Source organism: Pseudomonas putida, from assembly GCF_002906855.1.
In the GTDB taxonomy this organism is placed as follows: domain Bacteria; phylum Pseudomonadota; class Gammaproteobacteria; order Pseudomonadales; family Pseudomonadaceae; genus Aquipseudomonas; species Aquipseudomonas putida_N.
The window spans coordinates 1,240,959-1,257,375 of record NZ_MINI01000028.1 but is presented as its reverse complement, the minus strand read 5'-3'; the positions used below and the strand labels follow the sequence as shown (position 1 = coordinate 1,257,375).

Genomic DNA, 16,417 nt, shown 5'->3' with positions numbered 1-16,417 from the left:
GGGATGTGACGAGTGATGGTCTGCCACGAATGCGGCACAATGGCTGACAGCCCCACGAGGATGCCCCATGGCCGGCCCGATACTTTCCTTGCGCCACTACCGCGATGAGCTCATCGCTCACAGTCACGAGCACCCGCAATTGGTGTTCGGCCTGCACGGCCGCCTGGATTTCGAGGTGCAGGGCCATGGCGCCAGGATTGCTCGCCAGGGGCTGATGGTGGTGCCCGCTGGCGCCCATCACACATGCGCCAGCGACGTCGGCAGCGATTGCCTGGTGCTGGATGTGCCCGGTGAGCACTGGTTGCACGAGCAACTGGGGGCGCATGCCGATACCAGCCGGCACCTGCTCGACCAGCCTGGCGCCCTGGGGCTGGATGATCGCCAGCAGCAACTGGTGGACTGGCTGGCGACGAGCCCCATGGACGACCCGCTGATCGCCCGGCAAGGCGCGGTGCTATTGCTGGCCAGCCTCAACCCCAGTGCCTCGGCCAGGGTCACGCCCAGCCACCGCCTGCCCTATGCCGCGTTCGATGCGCATATCGAACAGCATGCAGCATACCCCTTGCAGGTGGCAGACCTGGCGCGCATCGCGGGTTTGTCCAGTGCCCGGCTGCATGCACGATTTACCGCCGAGTGCGGCATGACACCAATGGACTATATCCGCCAGCGGCGCCTGCTCAAGGCAAAGCGGCTGGTCACGCAGACCTTTCTACCCATGGGGGAGATTGCGGTGCAAGTGGGGTACAGCTCACAGAGTGCGTTTTCGGCGGCGATGCTACGGGCGTTTGGTTGCTCGCCGCTGGCCATGCGGCGAGAGTCTGTCGACAACTGATGCCAGGATGGCGACAGAACGTATCGGCCAGTGGCTTTACACTTTGCCTGTGCTGGCCCTTTCGCGGGGCAAGCCCGCTCCCACAGGTATTACATAGCCCTTGAGAACTGTACGATCCCTGTAGGAGCGGGCTTGCCCCGCGAAAAGGCCGGTCCTGCCATATAAAGATTCAAAGGACCCACCATGAACCACCGAACTGCCCTCGGCGCCCTGCACATTGGCGCGTTGTTCTTCGGCCTGACCGGCGTCTTCGGCAAACTGGCCGCCAGCGCCAGCCCGGCAATCATCGTCTTCGGCCGTGCCGCCTTCGCCGTGCTGGCCCTGGCACTGTTCGCCAGCCTCACCGGCCCCGGCTGGCGGCGCCTGAGCGGCCAGGACATTCGCCGCCTGCTGCTCGGCGGCGTGCTGCTGGCCGGCCATTGGGTCAGTTTCTTCATCGCCGTGAAGGTTGGCGGCGTAGCCATCGCCACCCTGGGCTTTGCCAGCTTCCCGGCCTTCACGGTGATCCTCGAAGGCCTGCTGTTCCGCGAGCGCATTCGTCGCAACGAAGGCGTGCTGGTGGTGCTAGTCAGCATCGGCCTGATCCTGGTCACCCCGGCATTCGACCTGGCCAGCCAGGCCACCGGTGGCCTGCTCTGGGCCTTGCTCTCCGGTTTGCTGTTCTCGTTGCTGTCGCTGACCAACCGTGCCGGCTCGGGGCGCTTGCCCGCCGTGCAGGCGGCGTTGTGGCAGAACCTGGTGGTCGGCTTGTGCTTGCTGCCCTTCGCCGGCCCGGGACTGACCCAGGTCGCCCGCATCGACTGGTTGTGGATCGCCTTGCTCGGGGTCTTCTGCACTGGCGTCGCCCACAGCCTGTTCGTGGCCAGCCTGGCGGTGATCAAGGCGCGCACCGCCGCCGTGGTGTTTGCCATGGAACCGGTCTACGGCATCGCCGTGGCCTGGGCGGTGTTTGCCGAAACGCCAACCCTGCGCATGCTGCTGGGCGGCGTGCTGATCATCTTCGCCATCGTGCTGTCGAGCCGCATGGCCGCCGAACAGCCACCCCGGCACAAGGCCGTGGCCGAGGGCGCCTGATCAGCGATCGTTGTGGCCCAGGTCGCGCTGCGGGTCGATCTGGTCGCGCACGCGCTGCTTGAGCACCTTGGCTTCGGGGAAGCCACCGTCGGCCTTGCGCTCCCAGATCTGCACGCCATCGCAGGTGACGCGGAAGATGCCGCCGGAGCCCGGCTCCAACGCCACCCGGGCAAGGTCGTCGGTGAACGTGCTGAGCAGCTCCTGGGCCAGCCAAGCGGCGCGCAGCAGCCATTGGCACTGCGTGCAATATGTGATGACGATTTCCGGCTTGTTGTCGGCCATGCTGAGGCATCTCCAGGTGAGGGGCCGCTTATACTAGCGGTCTTTATCCTTCGGTTTGAGACTCACGATGCGCCGCCTGCTGTTATGCCTTTTGCTGACGCTCACTGCCCTCACCGTATTCGCCGCCGAGCCTGCCCGCCCCAAGGTCGGCCTGGTGTTGTCTGGCGGTGCCGCCCGTGGCCTGGCCCATATCGGTGTGCTCAAGGCTCTGGAAGAACAAGGCGTGCACATCGATGCCATCGCCGGCACCAGCATGGGCGCCGTGGTGGGCGGGTTGTATGCCTCCGGCTACAGTATCGAGGAGCTGGAAAAACTCGCCACCACACTGGACTGGCAGCAGGCGCTGTCCGATGCACCGCCACGGGAGGACGTGCCATTCCGGCGCAAGCAGGATGATCGCGACTTCCTGGTCAAACAGAAGCTGAGCTTCCGCGACGACGGCAGCCTCGGCCTGCCACTGGGGGTGATCCAGGGCCAGAACCTGGCGCTACTGCTGGAAAGCAAGCTGGCCCACACCGCTGACATCCGCGACTTCGACAAACTGCCGATCCCCTTCCGCGCCGTCGCCACCGACATCGCCAGCGGCGAGAAGGTGGTGTTCAGCCGTGGCCACCTGCCGCAGGTGATTCGCGCCAGCATGTCGATCCCGGCGGTGTTCGCCCCGGTCGAGCTGGATGGCCGCCTGCTGGTAGACGGCGGGATGACCGACAACATCCCGCTCGACGTCGCCCGGGAGATGGGCGTCGACCTGGCCATCGTGGTCGACATCGGCACTCCGCTGCGCGACCGCAAGCAACTGGCCACGGTAGTCGACGTGCTCAACCAGTCAATCACCCTGATGACCCGACGCAACTCCGAGGAGCAGCTGGCCAGCCTGCACCGCGACGACATCCTGATCCAGCCACAGTTGGCCGCCTTCGGCGTCACCGACTTCGGCCGTGCCCAGGACATGATCGACGCCGGCTATCGCGCCACCCGCCTGCTCGACACGCGCCTAGCCGCGCTGCGCCAACCAGAGAGCGACGCCAGCCTCGCAGTGGCGCGCTCGCCAGGCCAGCGTACGCCGGTGATTACCGCGATCAGGATAGAGAACGATTCCAAGGTCAGCGACGACGTGATCCGCTACTACATTCGCCAGCCGATTGGCGAACCACTGGCGCTCGACCGCCTGCAGACCGACATGGGCACCCTGTATGGCCTGGACTACTTCGACCGGGTTCAGTACCGCGTGGTGCATAAGGGCGACGACAACATCCTGGTGATCAATGCCCGCGGCAAACGCGGCGGTACCGACTACCTGCGCCTGGGCCTGAACCTGTCGGACGACCTGCGCGGCGACAGCGCCTTCAACCTGGGCGCCAGCTACCGCATAAACGGCATCAACCGACTGGGCGCGGAATGGCTGACCCGTGCCCAGATTGGTGACCAGCAGGAGTTGTACAGCGAGTTTTACCAGCCGCTGGATGTGGGTTCGCGCTACTTCGTCGCGCCCTATCTGGACTTCGGTTCGCAGAACATCGAAGCGACCCTGGACAACGACCCGATCGCCGAGTACAGGCTGGAGCGTTATGGCTTTGGCCTCAACGTCGGCCGCCAGATCGGCACTTCCGGCGAGGTGCGCCTGGGCGTAGGCAAGGCCTGGGGCGAGGCTGACGTGCGTATTGGCGATCAGGACCTGCCCAGCGTCAGCTTCAACGAAGGCTTTTACGAGCTGAAGTACTCGTTCGACACCCTCGACAACGTGTACTTCCCGCACCGTGGCGAGGACATCGGCCTGACCTTCCGCAAGTACGACAAGTCGCTGGATTCGGACGAAGACTACCGGCAGTGGCTGCTGAACCTGGACAAGGCATTCAGCGTCGGCTCGAACACCTTTGTGCTGGGTGGGCGCTATGGACGCACGCTAGACCCAACGGAGGTGGTGACGTCGAGCTTCGTGCTGGGTGGCGCGAGGGAGCTGTCGGGCTTCCGTCAGGACTCGGTGTCAGGGCAGAACGTCAGCCTGCTGCGGATGGTGTACTACCGGCGCCTGACGCCGCGGGCCTATCTGCCGTTGGACTTCCCGCTGTACTTCGGTGGGTCGCTGGAGCGGGGGCGGGCGTGGAACAACGACAACGCGTTTGACAGTGGCTACATCAATGCGGCGAGCATCTTTTTGGGGCTGGAGACGCCGTTGGGGCCATTGAACCTGAGTTATGGCGCCAACACTGCGAATGAGCAGGCGGTGTACCTGAACCTGGGACATACCTTCTAGATGGCCGGGGCCGCTTTGCGGCCCCAGAAGATTCAGGATTTTTCGAGGTTGGCGAGGATCTTGGCATGCACCCGCATGCACACTTCCAGATCGGCCTCGTCCACGCCGGTGAACAGTTCCAGGCGCAGAGCATTGGCGATGGTCTCGATCTGCTCGATCAGCGGCTTGGCCGGTGGGCACAGCTGGATCTTCTTCGCCCGCCGGTCTTCCATCACCGCCTGGCGACGCACCAGCCCCTGGCCTTCCAGGCTGTCGAGCAGCCGCGCCAGGGTCGGGCCTTCAACGCCCACGCTCTGCGCCAGCTCGCGCTGGGTGGGCGCTTCTTCGAAGCGGGCCAGGTGCAACAACACCAACCAGCGCGCCTGGGACAGATTGAGCCCGGCCAGGCGGCGATCCAGCTCGGCACGCCAGCCACGGGACATCTGCGCCAGCTGCATGCCGAAGCGGTGTTGGTTGTCGGTCAGGGGCATAAGCAACTCATAGACTAGAACTAATTATTAGTCAGCTAACCATGCTCCGGGGCATCAGGCAAGGCTACCCGCCCCGGAAACGTCCGATAATCGTCAAAAAGGATGACAAACATCAGCAGTTGACGGAAATGCCGCCCATCAGAGCTGGAACTCCGCCGCCAGCGCCGCACGCACGCAGTACAACACGCCTTCCGGCACCCGTGCGCCGAACAACGGGGCAATCGCCGACACCGGCGGCAACTCGCCCTCGCCGTCGAGGAAGGCATCCTGCACTTCCATCATCAGGTCTTCCGGCAGGTCCAGCGCCTGCTCCAGGCTCAGTTCCTGGCGGCCAAGGGCTTCTGCCAGCAGGCTGTAGACGTTCTTCTCGCTGCAGTTGAGCTGCCCGGCGATCTGCGCCGGGGTCATGCCGGCGCGGGCCAGGCTGACCAGCTCGTGGCGCAGGTCGAGCACCACCTTCGGCGCCTCCTCGGTGCCACCGGCGCCATTGAGCACTTCGAGGAAGGCTTGGCCATAGCGTTCCAGCTTGCGCGCACCCACGCCGCTGACCAGGGCCATGTCGCTGAGGCTGGTTGGCTGGCTGCGGAGCATTTCCAGCAGGGTAGAATCGGGGAAGATGACGTAGGGCGGCACGCTGTGCTCTTCGGCCAGCTTGCGTCGCAAGGTGCGCAGCGCCTCCCAAAGCTCGCGCTCCTCGGCCCGTACCAACTGGCTGGCCGGGCTGCCGCCGCTGGAGGACGTCTTGGCCACGGTCTGTGGCTTGAGGTCACGGCGCAGCTGCAGGTTCACCTCACCGCGCAGCAGCGGCCGGCAGCTGTCGGACAGGCGCAGGCCGCCATAACCTTCCAGGTCGATATCGACCAGGCCGCGCGCCACCAGCTGGCGGAACAGCGAACGCCACTCGGCCTCGGCCAGGCCCTTGCCGACGCCGAACACCGAAAGTTTCTCGTGGCCGAAGTTGCGCACCTTCTCGGTGTCCTTGCCCAGCAGCACGTCGACCAGGTGGCCGACGCCGTAGCGCTGGCCGGTGCGGAACACAGCCGACAAGGCCTGGCGGGCCGGCTCGGTGGCGTCCCAGGTCTGGATCTGGTCGACGCAGTTGTCGCAGTGGCCGCAGGGTTGTTCGAGGATTTCGTCGAAATAGGCCAGCAGCGACTGACGGCGGCAGCGGGTTTCTTCGCACAGGGCCAGCATGGCATCAAGCTTGTGCTGCTCGATACGCTTGTGGCGCTCGTCACCTTCGGAGTTCTGCAGCATCTGCTTGAGCATCACCATGTCCTGCAGGCCGTAGGCCATCCAGGCATCCGACGGCAGGCCGTCACGGCCGGCACGGCCGGTTTCCTGGTAATAGGCCTCGAGCGACTTGGGCAGGTCGAGGTGGGCAACGAAGCGCACGTTGGGCTTGTCGATGCCCATGCCGAAGGCAATGGTGGCGACCATGATCAGCCCTTCCTCGTTGAGGAAGCGGTGCTGGTTGGCGGCGCGCGTCTCGGCGGCCAGGCCGGCGTGGTAGGGCAAGGCCGGGAAACCTTGCTCGCAGAGGAACGCAGCGGTTTCATCGACCTTCTTGCGCGACAGGCAGTAGACGATGCCGGCATTGCCGCGGCGCTCGCCAAGAAAGGCCATCAGCTGCTTGCGTGGTGCCTCCTTGGGCACGATGCGGTAGAAGATGTTCGGCCGGTCAAAACTCGACAGGAAGCGCTCGGCCCCCTGCAAGTGCAGGCGCTGGACGATCTCCTCGCGAGTTCGCATGTCGGCGGTGGCAGTCAGGGCGATCCGCGGCACATGGGGAAACAGCTCGGCCAGTTGCCCCAGCTGCAGGTACTCGGGGCGGAAGTCATGGCCCCATTGCGAGACACAGTGGGCTTCGTCGATGGCGAACAGCGAGATGTCGAGGTCACGCAGGAAGTCCAGCATGCGCGGTTGCACCAGGCGCTCAGGCGCCAGGTAGAGCATCTTCACCTCGCCCCGGCGCAGGCGCCCGGCCAGGTCACGCTGCTGCTCCGGGCTCAGGGTGGAATTCAGCGCCGCTGCGGCGACGCCGAGCTCGTCGAGGGTGGCGACCTGATCGTCCATCAGCGCGATCAGCGGCGACACCACCACCGTCAGGCCCGGGCGCAACAAGCCAGGCACCTGGAAGCACAGGGACTTGCCGCCACCGGTAGGCATCAGCACCAAGGCATCGCCGCCATTGGCCACGCATTCGATGATCGCTGCCTGGCGCCCACGGAAACTGTCGTAACCGAAGATATCCTTGAGAACGCGCTGAGCCTGTTCGAGCATGTGCAACTCCACAAATCGCCGTACCATCCTGGACACAGGCTGGACGAAAAACCCGCCCCGCACACGCCAAAAGCGTAAGCGGCTTTTGCCAGAGGGTCGGGAAAACCCGCCCCTGGATGAAAAACGGCGGAGTATACCGTAGTGACGGCCCGCACAGGATGCCCGGTGACAGACGTTCCCTTTGCCCCGCTGCCGCCGCAAGGTGCTAGAATTCACTATCGTTTATTCCCCAAGGTAGCCCTGTAATGTCCTTCGCCGAGCAACTGACCCGCCTGCAAGCCTTCCTCGACGCCGACGAGCTGCACGAAGAAGCGCTGGACTACGTCGCCGCACATGGCTACCTGACCGCGCTGTCGATCTGCTCCGAGGACGTCCCCGAGCGTGAATGGATCGACGCGCTGTTCGCCGAAGAACCCCATTACGCCAGCGATGCCCAGCGCACCGAGATCGAAGCGACGCTGGTGGCCCTCAAAGGCCACATCGCCCGCCAGCTGGCCAGCGACGAGGAATTCGACCTGCCATGCGACTTGGACCTGACCGACGAGCCGGACGATTCCGACCTGCGCGGCTGGTGCATCGGCTTCATGGAAGGCGTGTTCCTGCGTGAAGAGGCGTGGTTCGAGAACGCCGAGGAAGAAGTCAGCGAGATGCTGCTGCCGATCATGGTCGGCTCCGGCCTGTTCGACGAACAGCCCGAGTTCGCCGACATCGCCAGCAACGCCAACCTGCAGGACGACATGATCGTGCAGATCCCGGAAGCGCTGAGCGCGCTGTTCCTGCTGCTGCACGCTCCAGACGAGAAGCCGGCACTGCTCAAGCCACGCCACCACTGAGTCGGTCGTGCGCTACCTGCTGCTGGCCATCGGCTGGCTCAGTGTTGCGCTGGGGGTGCTGGGGATCTTCCTGCCGGTGTTGCCCACCACCCCGTTTCTGCTGCTGGCGGCAGCCTGCTTCGCCCGCAGCTCTCCGCGCTTTCACGATTGGCTGGTCAACCATCCCAAGCTTGGGCCGTGGGTCCGTGACTACCTGAGTGGCGAGGGCATTCCGCTCAAGGGCAAGGTCTATGCCATCGGGCTGATGTGGGCGAGCATCGGCTTGTCCTGCTACCTGGTGCCGTTGTTCTGGGCCAGGGCCTTCATGCTCACCAGTGCGGTACTGGTCAGCCTGTACATCCTCAGGCAGAAGACCTTGCGCCGGTCCGGTTGAATGCTGCTGTCTCCTGTTCAGGCCTCTTCGCGGGCTTGCCCCGCGAAGAGGAACAGGCAAATCAGACGGTATCCACCTTCAACGAATGGTCATTGATCATCCCGTTGATGATGGTCGCCGTATCATGCCCCGCCGAAATCACCCCCCCGTAATGCTGGGCCAGATCGACCCCCGCCAGGTCGATGGTCTGGGTCGGCGCCGCCCCCGCCACGCTGCTGACTTCGATGGTCGAGACCACATTGCTGCCGCTGCCGCTGACCTTGAAGTGCAGGTAGTCATCCAGCGAAGCCGCCGTGGCATTCTCGCCCTGCAGCAGCTGCGACAGGTCCAGGTGATCGCTGCCCGGGGAGAAGTCGGTGACCGTGTCATGCCCGGTGTCGCCCTTCTGCCAGACGAAGGTGTCGTTGCCATTGCCGCCGGTCATGATGTCATCGCCCGGCCCGCCGATGAGGGTGTCGTTGCCGTCACCACCCTTCAGCACGTCGTTGCCCAGGCCGCCATCGAGCACGTTGTCACCGGCATTGCCGATCAAGGTGTCGTTGTAGTCGGAGCCGATCAGGTTCTCGATACTGACCAGGGTGTCGATGCCGGCGCCGTGGGTGTTCTGCGGGCCGCCCAGGCTGAGGTCTACCGTGACCGCGCTGGTGGCCGAGGCATAGCTGGCGATGTCGTTGCCGGCCCCGCCGTCGAGCAGATCGTTGCCGGCGCCTCCGATCAGCAGATCATCGCCATTGCCGCCGTACAGTTGATCGTTCCCTGCCCCCCCCACCAGCACATCATGGCCGTCACCACCATTGAGAATGGTGTCGGCGTTGCTTGCCATCAACACATCATTGCCGGCCGTGCCGTTCAGGGTAGTGCCGGCCTGGTAGGTGATATCCACCGCACCGGTAGCACCGCCGCCATGACCATCGGTGACCGTGTAGCTCGCCTGATGCACTTCGTTCACGGCGTTGCTGTAATCCACCAGCAGGCTCAGCTTGTAGCTCTCGGCAGCATTGCTGTGGTCCGACGGGTTGATCTGGTTGACCACATGGATGCTGTACACACCGTCGTGGCTGGCGGTGAAGCTGCCGCCATCGGCAATGGGCTGGTAGCTGCCGTTGGCATCCTTCCACTCCAGGCTCACATTGCCGTCTGGGCGATCATGGTCCAGTTGCAGGGTCTCGCCCTTGCGCAGGCTGACGGTGATCACATCCTCGCTGTTGGCATTGCTGTTGGTGATGCTGCCAAGGTAGCCGAGTACCACCAGCGCCGCGGTCATGCTGCCGGCCGCTGTGGTGAAGGCGCTGCGTTCCAGGGCTTTGAACTGGTTGTCGAGCGTATTGCAATGACCATCGAAGGAGATGCTCGCAACACTGTTGCCGAGGGTGAAGCCTGCCCCCTTGCTGGCAAAGTTCGTGTCAACGGTGATCGGCGCCGCACTCAGACGGTCGTGGTCGGCGTCGCTGTCGTTGGCCAGCAGCGCTTCGGACGGCACGGTGATACTGGCACCGGTAATATTGGTAATCACATGGTCCGCGCCTGCCACCGGCGCATGATTGCCATTGATCAGCACCAGCAAGTCGGCGCTGCTGGTATCGCCGTCATTGTCACTGACCATGAAACCAAAGCGTTCGAACTGCAAGTAGTCAGCGCCCTTGGGCGGCGTATAGGTGAACTCGCCGCTGTCCATGTTCACCAGCAGGCTGCCACCCAGGCTGGTCTTGATGGTGAGCGTATTGCCGGTGGTATCGAAGCTGGCGTTGTCCGCGCCACCGCTGGCCAGGTATCCGCCCTGCCCGGCGTTGGCTTTCGGGTCGTACGTGTAGGTAGTGCCGTCCACCAGCAGTGCCTTGATGAAGCCGCCATCGGCACCAAAGGTGCCATCGTTGAGCAGGCTGCCGGTGATCGGCGAGCCCTGCACGGTACCTGACAGCACGCCATGGAGCTGGTTGAAGTCGGTGACGATGACCGAGTTGGTATCGGTATGGCTGCTGCCGTCGTAGGCCAACGGGTTCAGGTTGCCCGCATTGATATCTTTGCCCAGGCCAATGGCGTACGACTTGATGCCATTGTTGTCGAGGAATGTTTCCCAGGTGGTTTCGCCCGAAGCGGTGATGGCATGCCCGGAGCTGGGTTCGCCATCGGAGAAGAAGTAGCTGACGTTCTGCGCGTCGGCCAGCTTGCCATTTTGGGAGAAGGCCGTCTGGGCAGCTGTGGCCGCGCTGTCGTAATAGGTCGAACCACCCGCGTGCAGGCCGTTGACGATCGACTTGGCGGCGTCAATGCTGACCCACTCGGCCGACTGGATCTGCGCGCCACCGCTGAAGGTGACGATCTGCACCTTGATGTCACCCATGTCGTCGTACTTGTCGAGCAGCGCAGCGATGGCCTGCTTGGCCGCCTCCAGGCGGGTCAGGCCGGGTATGCCTGAAGCAAAGTCCATGCTGCCCGACACATCAATCACCAGCAGGATGTTGGAGTCCACCTGGCCTGGCGTGATGCTGCGCTCGGCGCAGACCGCATTGGGTACATCGTCGACGATGGTGATGGCAATGTTGCTGGTGATGCTGTGGCCCAGCGAATCGGTGGCCTTGTAAGAGAAATTCTCGACCGTAGAATCGGCACCCGGTGTATTGGCGGGCGAGGTCAGCGTGTAGGTATAGCTGCCGTCAGGGTTGATGCTGATCTGCCCATACTGGCCGACCGCGTTGCCCACCAGGCTGTAGGTAATTGCCCCTACACCACCGGACACCGAACCCACCAACGAGCCGGACGCCGTTTCGCCGGTCGAGCTTGGATCACTGCCAATGGCACTGCCTGCCGCCAGGTCGTTGCCATCCTTGTGCAGGTCCAGGGCTTTCTCGAACACCGTGATATCGCGGTCCTCGCAGGCCATGAGCCTTGCGTCGTGCACGTTGACGGTAAGGGTCGTGGTGCTTTCGTCGCCATCGGCATCGCGGATGGTGTAGACGAAGCGGTCGACGGCATCCCGCGGCGACTCCACGTCGGGGTTGGAGTGGTAGACCGCGTTGCCCTTCTCGTCGATGGTCAGGTAGCCATACTGGCCGTCCACCTGGCTGTTCAGCTGGCCGATGGCCGAAGTGGATGTGTCGCTGCCGGCACGCACGCCGACCACGTAGTTGCCATCGCTGCGCACGTCGGCACCGACCACATCGTTGTACAGCACATTGCCGCGCACCTCGTCGCCCTTGTAGACGCTGACGAAATCGCAATGGGCCTGGGGCACGTCGTCGACAATGCTGATGACGATGGTGCTGGTGGCCGAATGGCCGTAGGCGTCCTGAACTTGATAGGTGAAGGATTCAGTGACGGTGTTGGCGCCATCGTTGGCATGGGTCGGTGAGCTTGCCGGTGAGGTCAGGGTATAGGTGTAGCTGCCGTCGGCATTCAGGTGAATCTGGCCGTATTGGCCAACGGCATTGCTGACCAGGCTGTAGGACAAGGCGCCGATGCCACCACTGGCCAAGCCGGCCAGGCTGCCAGAGGCGGTTTCGAGGGGCGATGTCGGATCACTGCCGGTGACCGTTCCGGCGGCCAGATCGCTGCCATCCTTGCTCAAATCCAGGGCTTTCTCGAACACCGTTGCTTCGCCGTCCATGCACACTTCGATGCGCGGGTCATGCACGTTGATGGTGATCGTCGTGGTGCTCTCGTCACCGTCGGCATCGCGGATGGTGTAGACGAAGGTGTCAACGGCATCTCGCGGCGACACCACGTCCGGGTTGGAGTGGTAGACCGCGTTGCCCTTCTCGTCGATGGTCAGGTAGCCGTATTGACCGTTCACCTGGGTGTTCAGTTGGCCGATGGCCGAGGTGCTGGTATCGCTGCCGGCGCGCACGCCGACCACGTAGTTGCCATCGCTGCGCACGTCGGCACCGACCACATCGTTGTACAGCACATGTCATCTGCGCTTGAATCCTTCGGTGTGAGAGCCTGGATTCTACCGGTGGCTGGCTCTCTGCCTCTCGTTTCAAGCGTTGCGCTTATTCTATGAATTCAGGGCAGGCAGGTGTGGGCATGGAGTCCGAAAAATCTCAACGGCGAGAATCGTTCTCTCAGGCACTACTTTGGCGATAGTAATAATGTAAGTTGGCCATCATTTCATGCCAATTTTTTGTCGCCAAATACTTCTTTCACCTATCCGTTCCGCGTCCTTAGCTGGAAAAAACCTGAAACTTGCTGAAGTGCTTGTAAGTCGCGCCTTGCAACGGTTCGCGAATTCACTTGGATGAAACAATGTCTTGCTTTGCATAGACCGCATAAGTTTTTTTTCGCATAGGTGTTATGAAAAAATCTTCTTAGCTCGCGCGTTAAATGTTCTTAGCTCTGTTGTTACAAACATGAAACGGTTTGAACTATAAAAATCGTCATTTTATTGGCGAAAAGCGGGATCTTTTTTGTGACCAGGGAGAAGTAGCCCATGCGCGTTCTAACCCCCCTCGCCAGCGCAATGCTGGTGGCCATGGCATGCACGAACGTCGAAGCGATGTCCCTCAACGAAGCCATCCAGAGTGCCGTGGATTACCACCCGCAGATCAGCTCGAACCGCAACAGCAAGCTTTCGGCCGATGAGGATGTCAAATTTGCCCGTGGCGGCTACTACCCAACCGTAGATCTGGTGGCAGGTTATGGGCGCCAGCGCTCTGACAACCTCAACACCCGCGGTCTCAACCCGAACGGCACGACCAACCACAACAAGGAAACCCTGAACTACACACAGTCGGAACTGCGCCTGCGGCAGATGATCTTCGACGGTTTCAACACCGCCAACGAAGTGGGCCGCACCGAGGCAGTTGCGACTTCTCGGGCCTACTACACCCAGGCCATTGCCCAGGACGTGGCCTTGCGTACCGTCGAGGTGTATCTGGAGGTACTCAAGCGTCGAGAGTTGGTGGACTTGGCCAAGAACAACCTGCAGGCGCACTTGCGCGTCAACGACCAGATCGGCCTGCGCAGCGAGCGCGGCGTTGGCAGCACTGCCGACCTCGACCAGTCCCGCGCCCGTCGCGCCCTGGCAGAAAACAACCTGGACACCGCCGAAGTCGACCTCGCCGATGCCGAAGCCAACTTCTACAGCGTGGTCGGCCGCGTGCCTGACGAACTGGAAGGCACACGGTCGATCAAGGTGGAAATACCCGCCACGCTCGACCAGGCGCGCGAAGGCATGCGCCAGAACAACCCGTACCTCAAGTCGGCCCAGGCCGACGTCAATGCCGCCGAACAGCAATACGAAGTGGCCAAGTCGCCGTTCTACCCACGCCTGGACGCGGTGCTGGCCACCGGTGCCAACAACAACATCGGCGGCGAGCAGGGCCATGCCAACAATGACTGGCAGGCGGGCGTCGAGCTCAGTTACAACCTGTTCCGTGGCGGCAGCGACAAAGCCCGGCTGCAATCCGACGCGCACAAGATCAACCAGGCCCTGGACATCCGCAACAATGCCCTGCGCGAGCTGACCGAAAACCTCAGCCTGTCCTGGAATGCCATGAACAACGCCCGCAAGCAGACCCCGACCGCACGTGAATACGCCGAGACCACCCAGCGCGTGCGCGCCGCCTATCAGGACCAGTTCGGCCTGGGCCAGCGCACCCTGCTCGACGTGCTCGATAGCGAAAACGAGCTGTACAACGCCAACCGTCGCTACACCGAAGTGCGTTACACCGAAGAGTTTTCGATGTACCGGGTACTGGCGACCATGGGTGAACTGCTGAGCAAGCAACGCATTTCACTGCCACCTGAGGCTATCGCCAACAACGAGGTCCGGACCGAAGCCAGATTGCCCGACATGCGCTGAGCGTCGCACGCACTGGCACGGATCGCCTGCACAGCAACCCATCCACCCTGGCGGGAGTAGGCCATCGTGACCAGTATGCAAAGCGCGCAACCGCGTCCGGATGTCGATGACCCACTGCTCGATGGCCTGCTGATCCTGTGCCGGCTGCACGGTCGCCCGGCCAGCCGTGCCAGCCTGTGCAGCGGCCTGCCCCTGGCCCAGCAGCGCCTGGGCGTAGACTTGCTGCCGCGGGCTGCGGCGCGTGCCGGCCTGCAAGCGCGGGTGCTGGAACGAGCGCTTGATGACATCTCAGCTCTCAACCTGCCCCTGCTGCTATTGCTCGACAATGGCCGCAGCGCGGTGTTGCAGCGCTGGGGCGATGACGGCCGCGCGCTGATCCTGCCCTGCGAAGCTGAAGGCGGCGAGCAATGGGTCGAACGTGAAGCACTGCAGCAGGCCTACAGCGGCCACGCCCTGTTCGCCCGCCCACGCCATACCCTGGAAGACGTGCGTTCACCGCTGCTGCCGCGGGTCAACGCCTGGTTCCGCGACACCCTGCGCCATTCCCGCTGGCTGTACAGCGACGCCCTGCTGGCCAGCCTGCTGATCAACCTGCTCGGCCTGATGGTGCCGCTGTTCGTCATGCAGACCTACGACCGCGTGGTGCCCAACCAGGCGCTGTCGACCTTGTGGGTGCTGGTTGCCGGCCTGTTCATCGGCACCGCCTTCGAGCTGGTATTGCGCATGGTCCGCGCCCACCTGCTGGACCAGGCCGGCAAGAAGACCGACCTGATCCTCTCCGCCACCCTGTTCGAGCGCATCACCGGCATGGCCATGAAGGCCAAGCCCGCCACCATCGGTGGTTTCGCCCAGAGCATCCATGACTTCCAGGGCCTGCGTGAATTTCTCACCGCGGTCACCCTGACCAGCATCATCGACCTGCCCTTCGTGGCCCTGATGCTGCTGGTAATCGGCCTGCTCGGTGGCTGGCTGGTACTGATCCCGCTGATCGCCTTCCCGCTGGCAGTGGGCTTTGCCCTGATCATCCAGGCCCGCCTGCGCGATACCGTGCAGAAAAGCCTGAGCCTCGGCGCCGTGCGCCAGGCCCTGCTGATCGAAACCCTGGGCGGCCTGGAAACCCTCAAAGCCTGCGGCGCCGAAAGCGAACGCCAGTACCAGTGGGAGCACACCAACGCCGCCATCGCCCGCCTCGACGCTCATGCGCGCAACCTGTCGTCGCTGGCCAGCAACGGCACGCTGTTCATCCAGCAGTTCTGCGGCATGGCGACCATCGTTGCCGGGGTGTACAGCATCATTGCCGGCAACCTCAGCGTCGGCGCCCTGGTCGCCAGCTACATGCTCGGCAGCCGGGTGCTCGCCCCGCTCGGCCAGATCGCCGGGCTGATCACCCGCTACCAGCAGGCGCAGTTGACCATGCGCAGCACCGATGCGTTGATGGCCCTGCCCCAGGAACGTCAGCTCGACCAGCAGGCCCTGGAGCACACCACGCTCAAGGGTGGCCTGGCGCTGAGCCACATCACCTTCCGTTATCCAGGGCAAGTGAGCCCGGCACTGCACGACGTGAACCTGACCATCACCCCCGGCGAGCGCATCGGCATCATCGGCCGCAGCGGTTCGGGCAAGAGCACCCTCGGGCGCCAGCTGATGGGCTTCCATCACCCCGACGAAGGCCAGGTGCTGCTGGACAACCTCGACCTGCGCCAGCTGGACATCGCCGACCTGCGCAGCCAGATCGGCTACGTGGCCCACGACCTGCCGCTGCTGGCCGGCAGCCTGCGCGACAACCTGACCCTCGGGGCGCGCCACATCAGCGATGCGCGCATGCTCGAAGTGGCCGAATTGACCGGCGTCAGCGAGCTGGCCCGGCAACACCCGAACGGCTTCGACCGCCCGGTGGGCGAGCGCGGCCAGCTGCTCTCCGGTGGCCAGCGCCAGGCGGTGCTGCTGGCCCGTGCACTGCTACTGGAGCCGCCGATCCTGATCCTTGACGAACCCACCAGCCACATGGACAACAGCAGCGAGGAGCAACTGCGCCAGCGCCTGCTGAGCTGGGTGCCGGGCAAGACCGTGCTGCTGGTCACCCACCGCACCTCGATGCTCAGCCTGGTCGATCGGCTGGTGGTGCTCGACAACGGCAAGATCGTCGCCGACGGCCCGAAGGATTCGGTCGTCGACGCCCTGCGCAAGGGCCGTATCGGCTCGGCCCTGTAGGAGCT

Annotated in this window: 10 protein-coding genes and 1 pseudogene; 7 read left to right on the top strand and 4 right to left on the bottom strand. The window is 63.6% G+C overall.

Annotated elements, in window-relative coordinates:
• Window positions 1–67 precede the first annotated feature (67 nt).
• Window positions 68–832: a helix-turn-helix domain-containing protein gene (locus BGP85_RS06280; protein WP_103446403.1), complete on the top strand. Its 765-nt coding sequence runs from the start codon at window positions 68–70 to the stop codon at window positions 830–832.
• Between the two features lie 183 nt (window positions 833–1,015).
• Entirely contained in the window at window positions 1,016–1,906 is an 891-nt protein-coding gene (locus tag BGP85_RS06275; protein ID WP_103446402.1) for a DMT family transporter, read from the top strand.
• Here the strand turns inward: BGP85_RS06275 and BGP85_RS06270 are convergent, their stop codons facing one another.
• Window positions 1,907–2,188 carry a SelT/SelW/SelH family protein gene (locus tag BGP85_RS06270; RefSeq protein WP_103446401.1) on the bottom strand — a complete coding sequence of 94 codons (282 nt, stop codon included), beginning with the start codon at window positions 2,186–2,188 and terminating at the stop codon, window positions 1,907–1,909. It abuts the gene before it with no gap.
• Between the two features lie 67 nt (window positions 2,189–2,255).
• On the opposite strand from BGP85_RS06270, the gene BGP85_RS06265 reads away from it, so the two are divergent.
• The gene (locus BGP85_RS06265) at window positions 2,256–4,442 is read left to right on the top strand and encodes a patatin-like phospholipase family protein (protein ID WP_103446400.1); all 2,187 of its coding nucleotides are present in this window, start codon (window positions 2,256–2,258) and stop codon (window positions 4,440–4,442) included.
• Between the two features lie 32 nt (window positions 4,443–4,474).
• Here BGP85_RS06265 and BGP85_RS06260 read toward each other — a convergent pair whose 3' ends face one another.
• Entirely contained in the window at window positions 4,475–4,912 is a 438-nt protein-coding gene (locus BGP85_RS06260) for a MarR family transcriptional regulator (protein ID WP_103446399.1), read from the bottom strand.
• A gap of 138 nt (window positions 4,913–5,050) precedes the next feature.
• Window positions 5,051–7,195 (bottom strand): DNA helicase RecQ, encoded by a 2,145-nt coding sequence (gene recQ / locus BGP85_RS06255; RefSeq protein ID WP_103446398.1) that lies wholly within the window; start codon window positions 7,193–7,195, stop codon window positions 5,051–5,053.
• Between the two features lie 245 nt (window positions 7,196–7,440).
• Here recQ and BGP85_RS06245 point away from each other — a divergent pair, with 245 nt between their 5' ends.
• Both BGP85_RS06245 and BGP85_RS06240 read left to right on the top strand, forming a co-directional pair.
• Window positions 7,441–8,028 (top strand): YecA/YgfB family protein, encoded by a 588-nt coding sequence (locus BGP85_RS06245; RefSeq protein WP_012315632.1) that lies wholly within the window; start codon window positions 7,441–7,443, stop codon window positions 8,026–8,028.
• Window positions 8,029–8,035: 7 nt separating this feature from the next.
• Window positions 8,036–8,401, top strand: a complete 366-nt coding sequence (locus BGP85_RS06240) for a YbaN family protein (RefSeq protein WP_103446396.1) — start codon at window positions 8,036–8,038, stop codon at window positions 8,399–8,401.
• Window positions 8,402–8,462: 61 nt separating this feature from the next.
• On the opposite strand, the pseudogene BGP85_RS06235 reads toward BGP85_RS06240, so the two are convergent.
• A pseudogene (locus BGP85_RS06235) lies at window positions 8,463–12,308 on the bottom strand (Ig-like domain-containing protein); the annotation flags it as partial.
• A 519-nt stretch (window positions 12,309–12,827) separates the two neighbouring features.
• Between BGP85_RS06235 and BGP85_RS06230 the strand changes: the two are divergent.
• Complete coding sequence (locus BGP85_RS06230) at window positions 12,828–14,201, top strand: TolC family outer membrane protein (RefSeq protein ID WP_103446395.1); 1,374 nt, start codon at window positions 12,828–12,830, stop codon at window positions 14,199–14,201.
• Between the two features lie 75 nt (window positions 14,202–14,276).
• Window positions 14,277–16,412 carry a type I secretion system permease/ATPase gene (locus BGP85_RS06225; protein ID WP_103446394.1) on the top strand — a complete coding sequence of 712 codons (2,136 nt, stop codon included), beginning with the start codon at window positions 14,277–14,279 and terminating at the stop codon, window positions 16,410–16,412.
• Window positions 16,413–16,417: the final 5 nt, after the last annotated feature.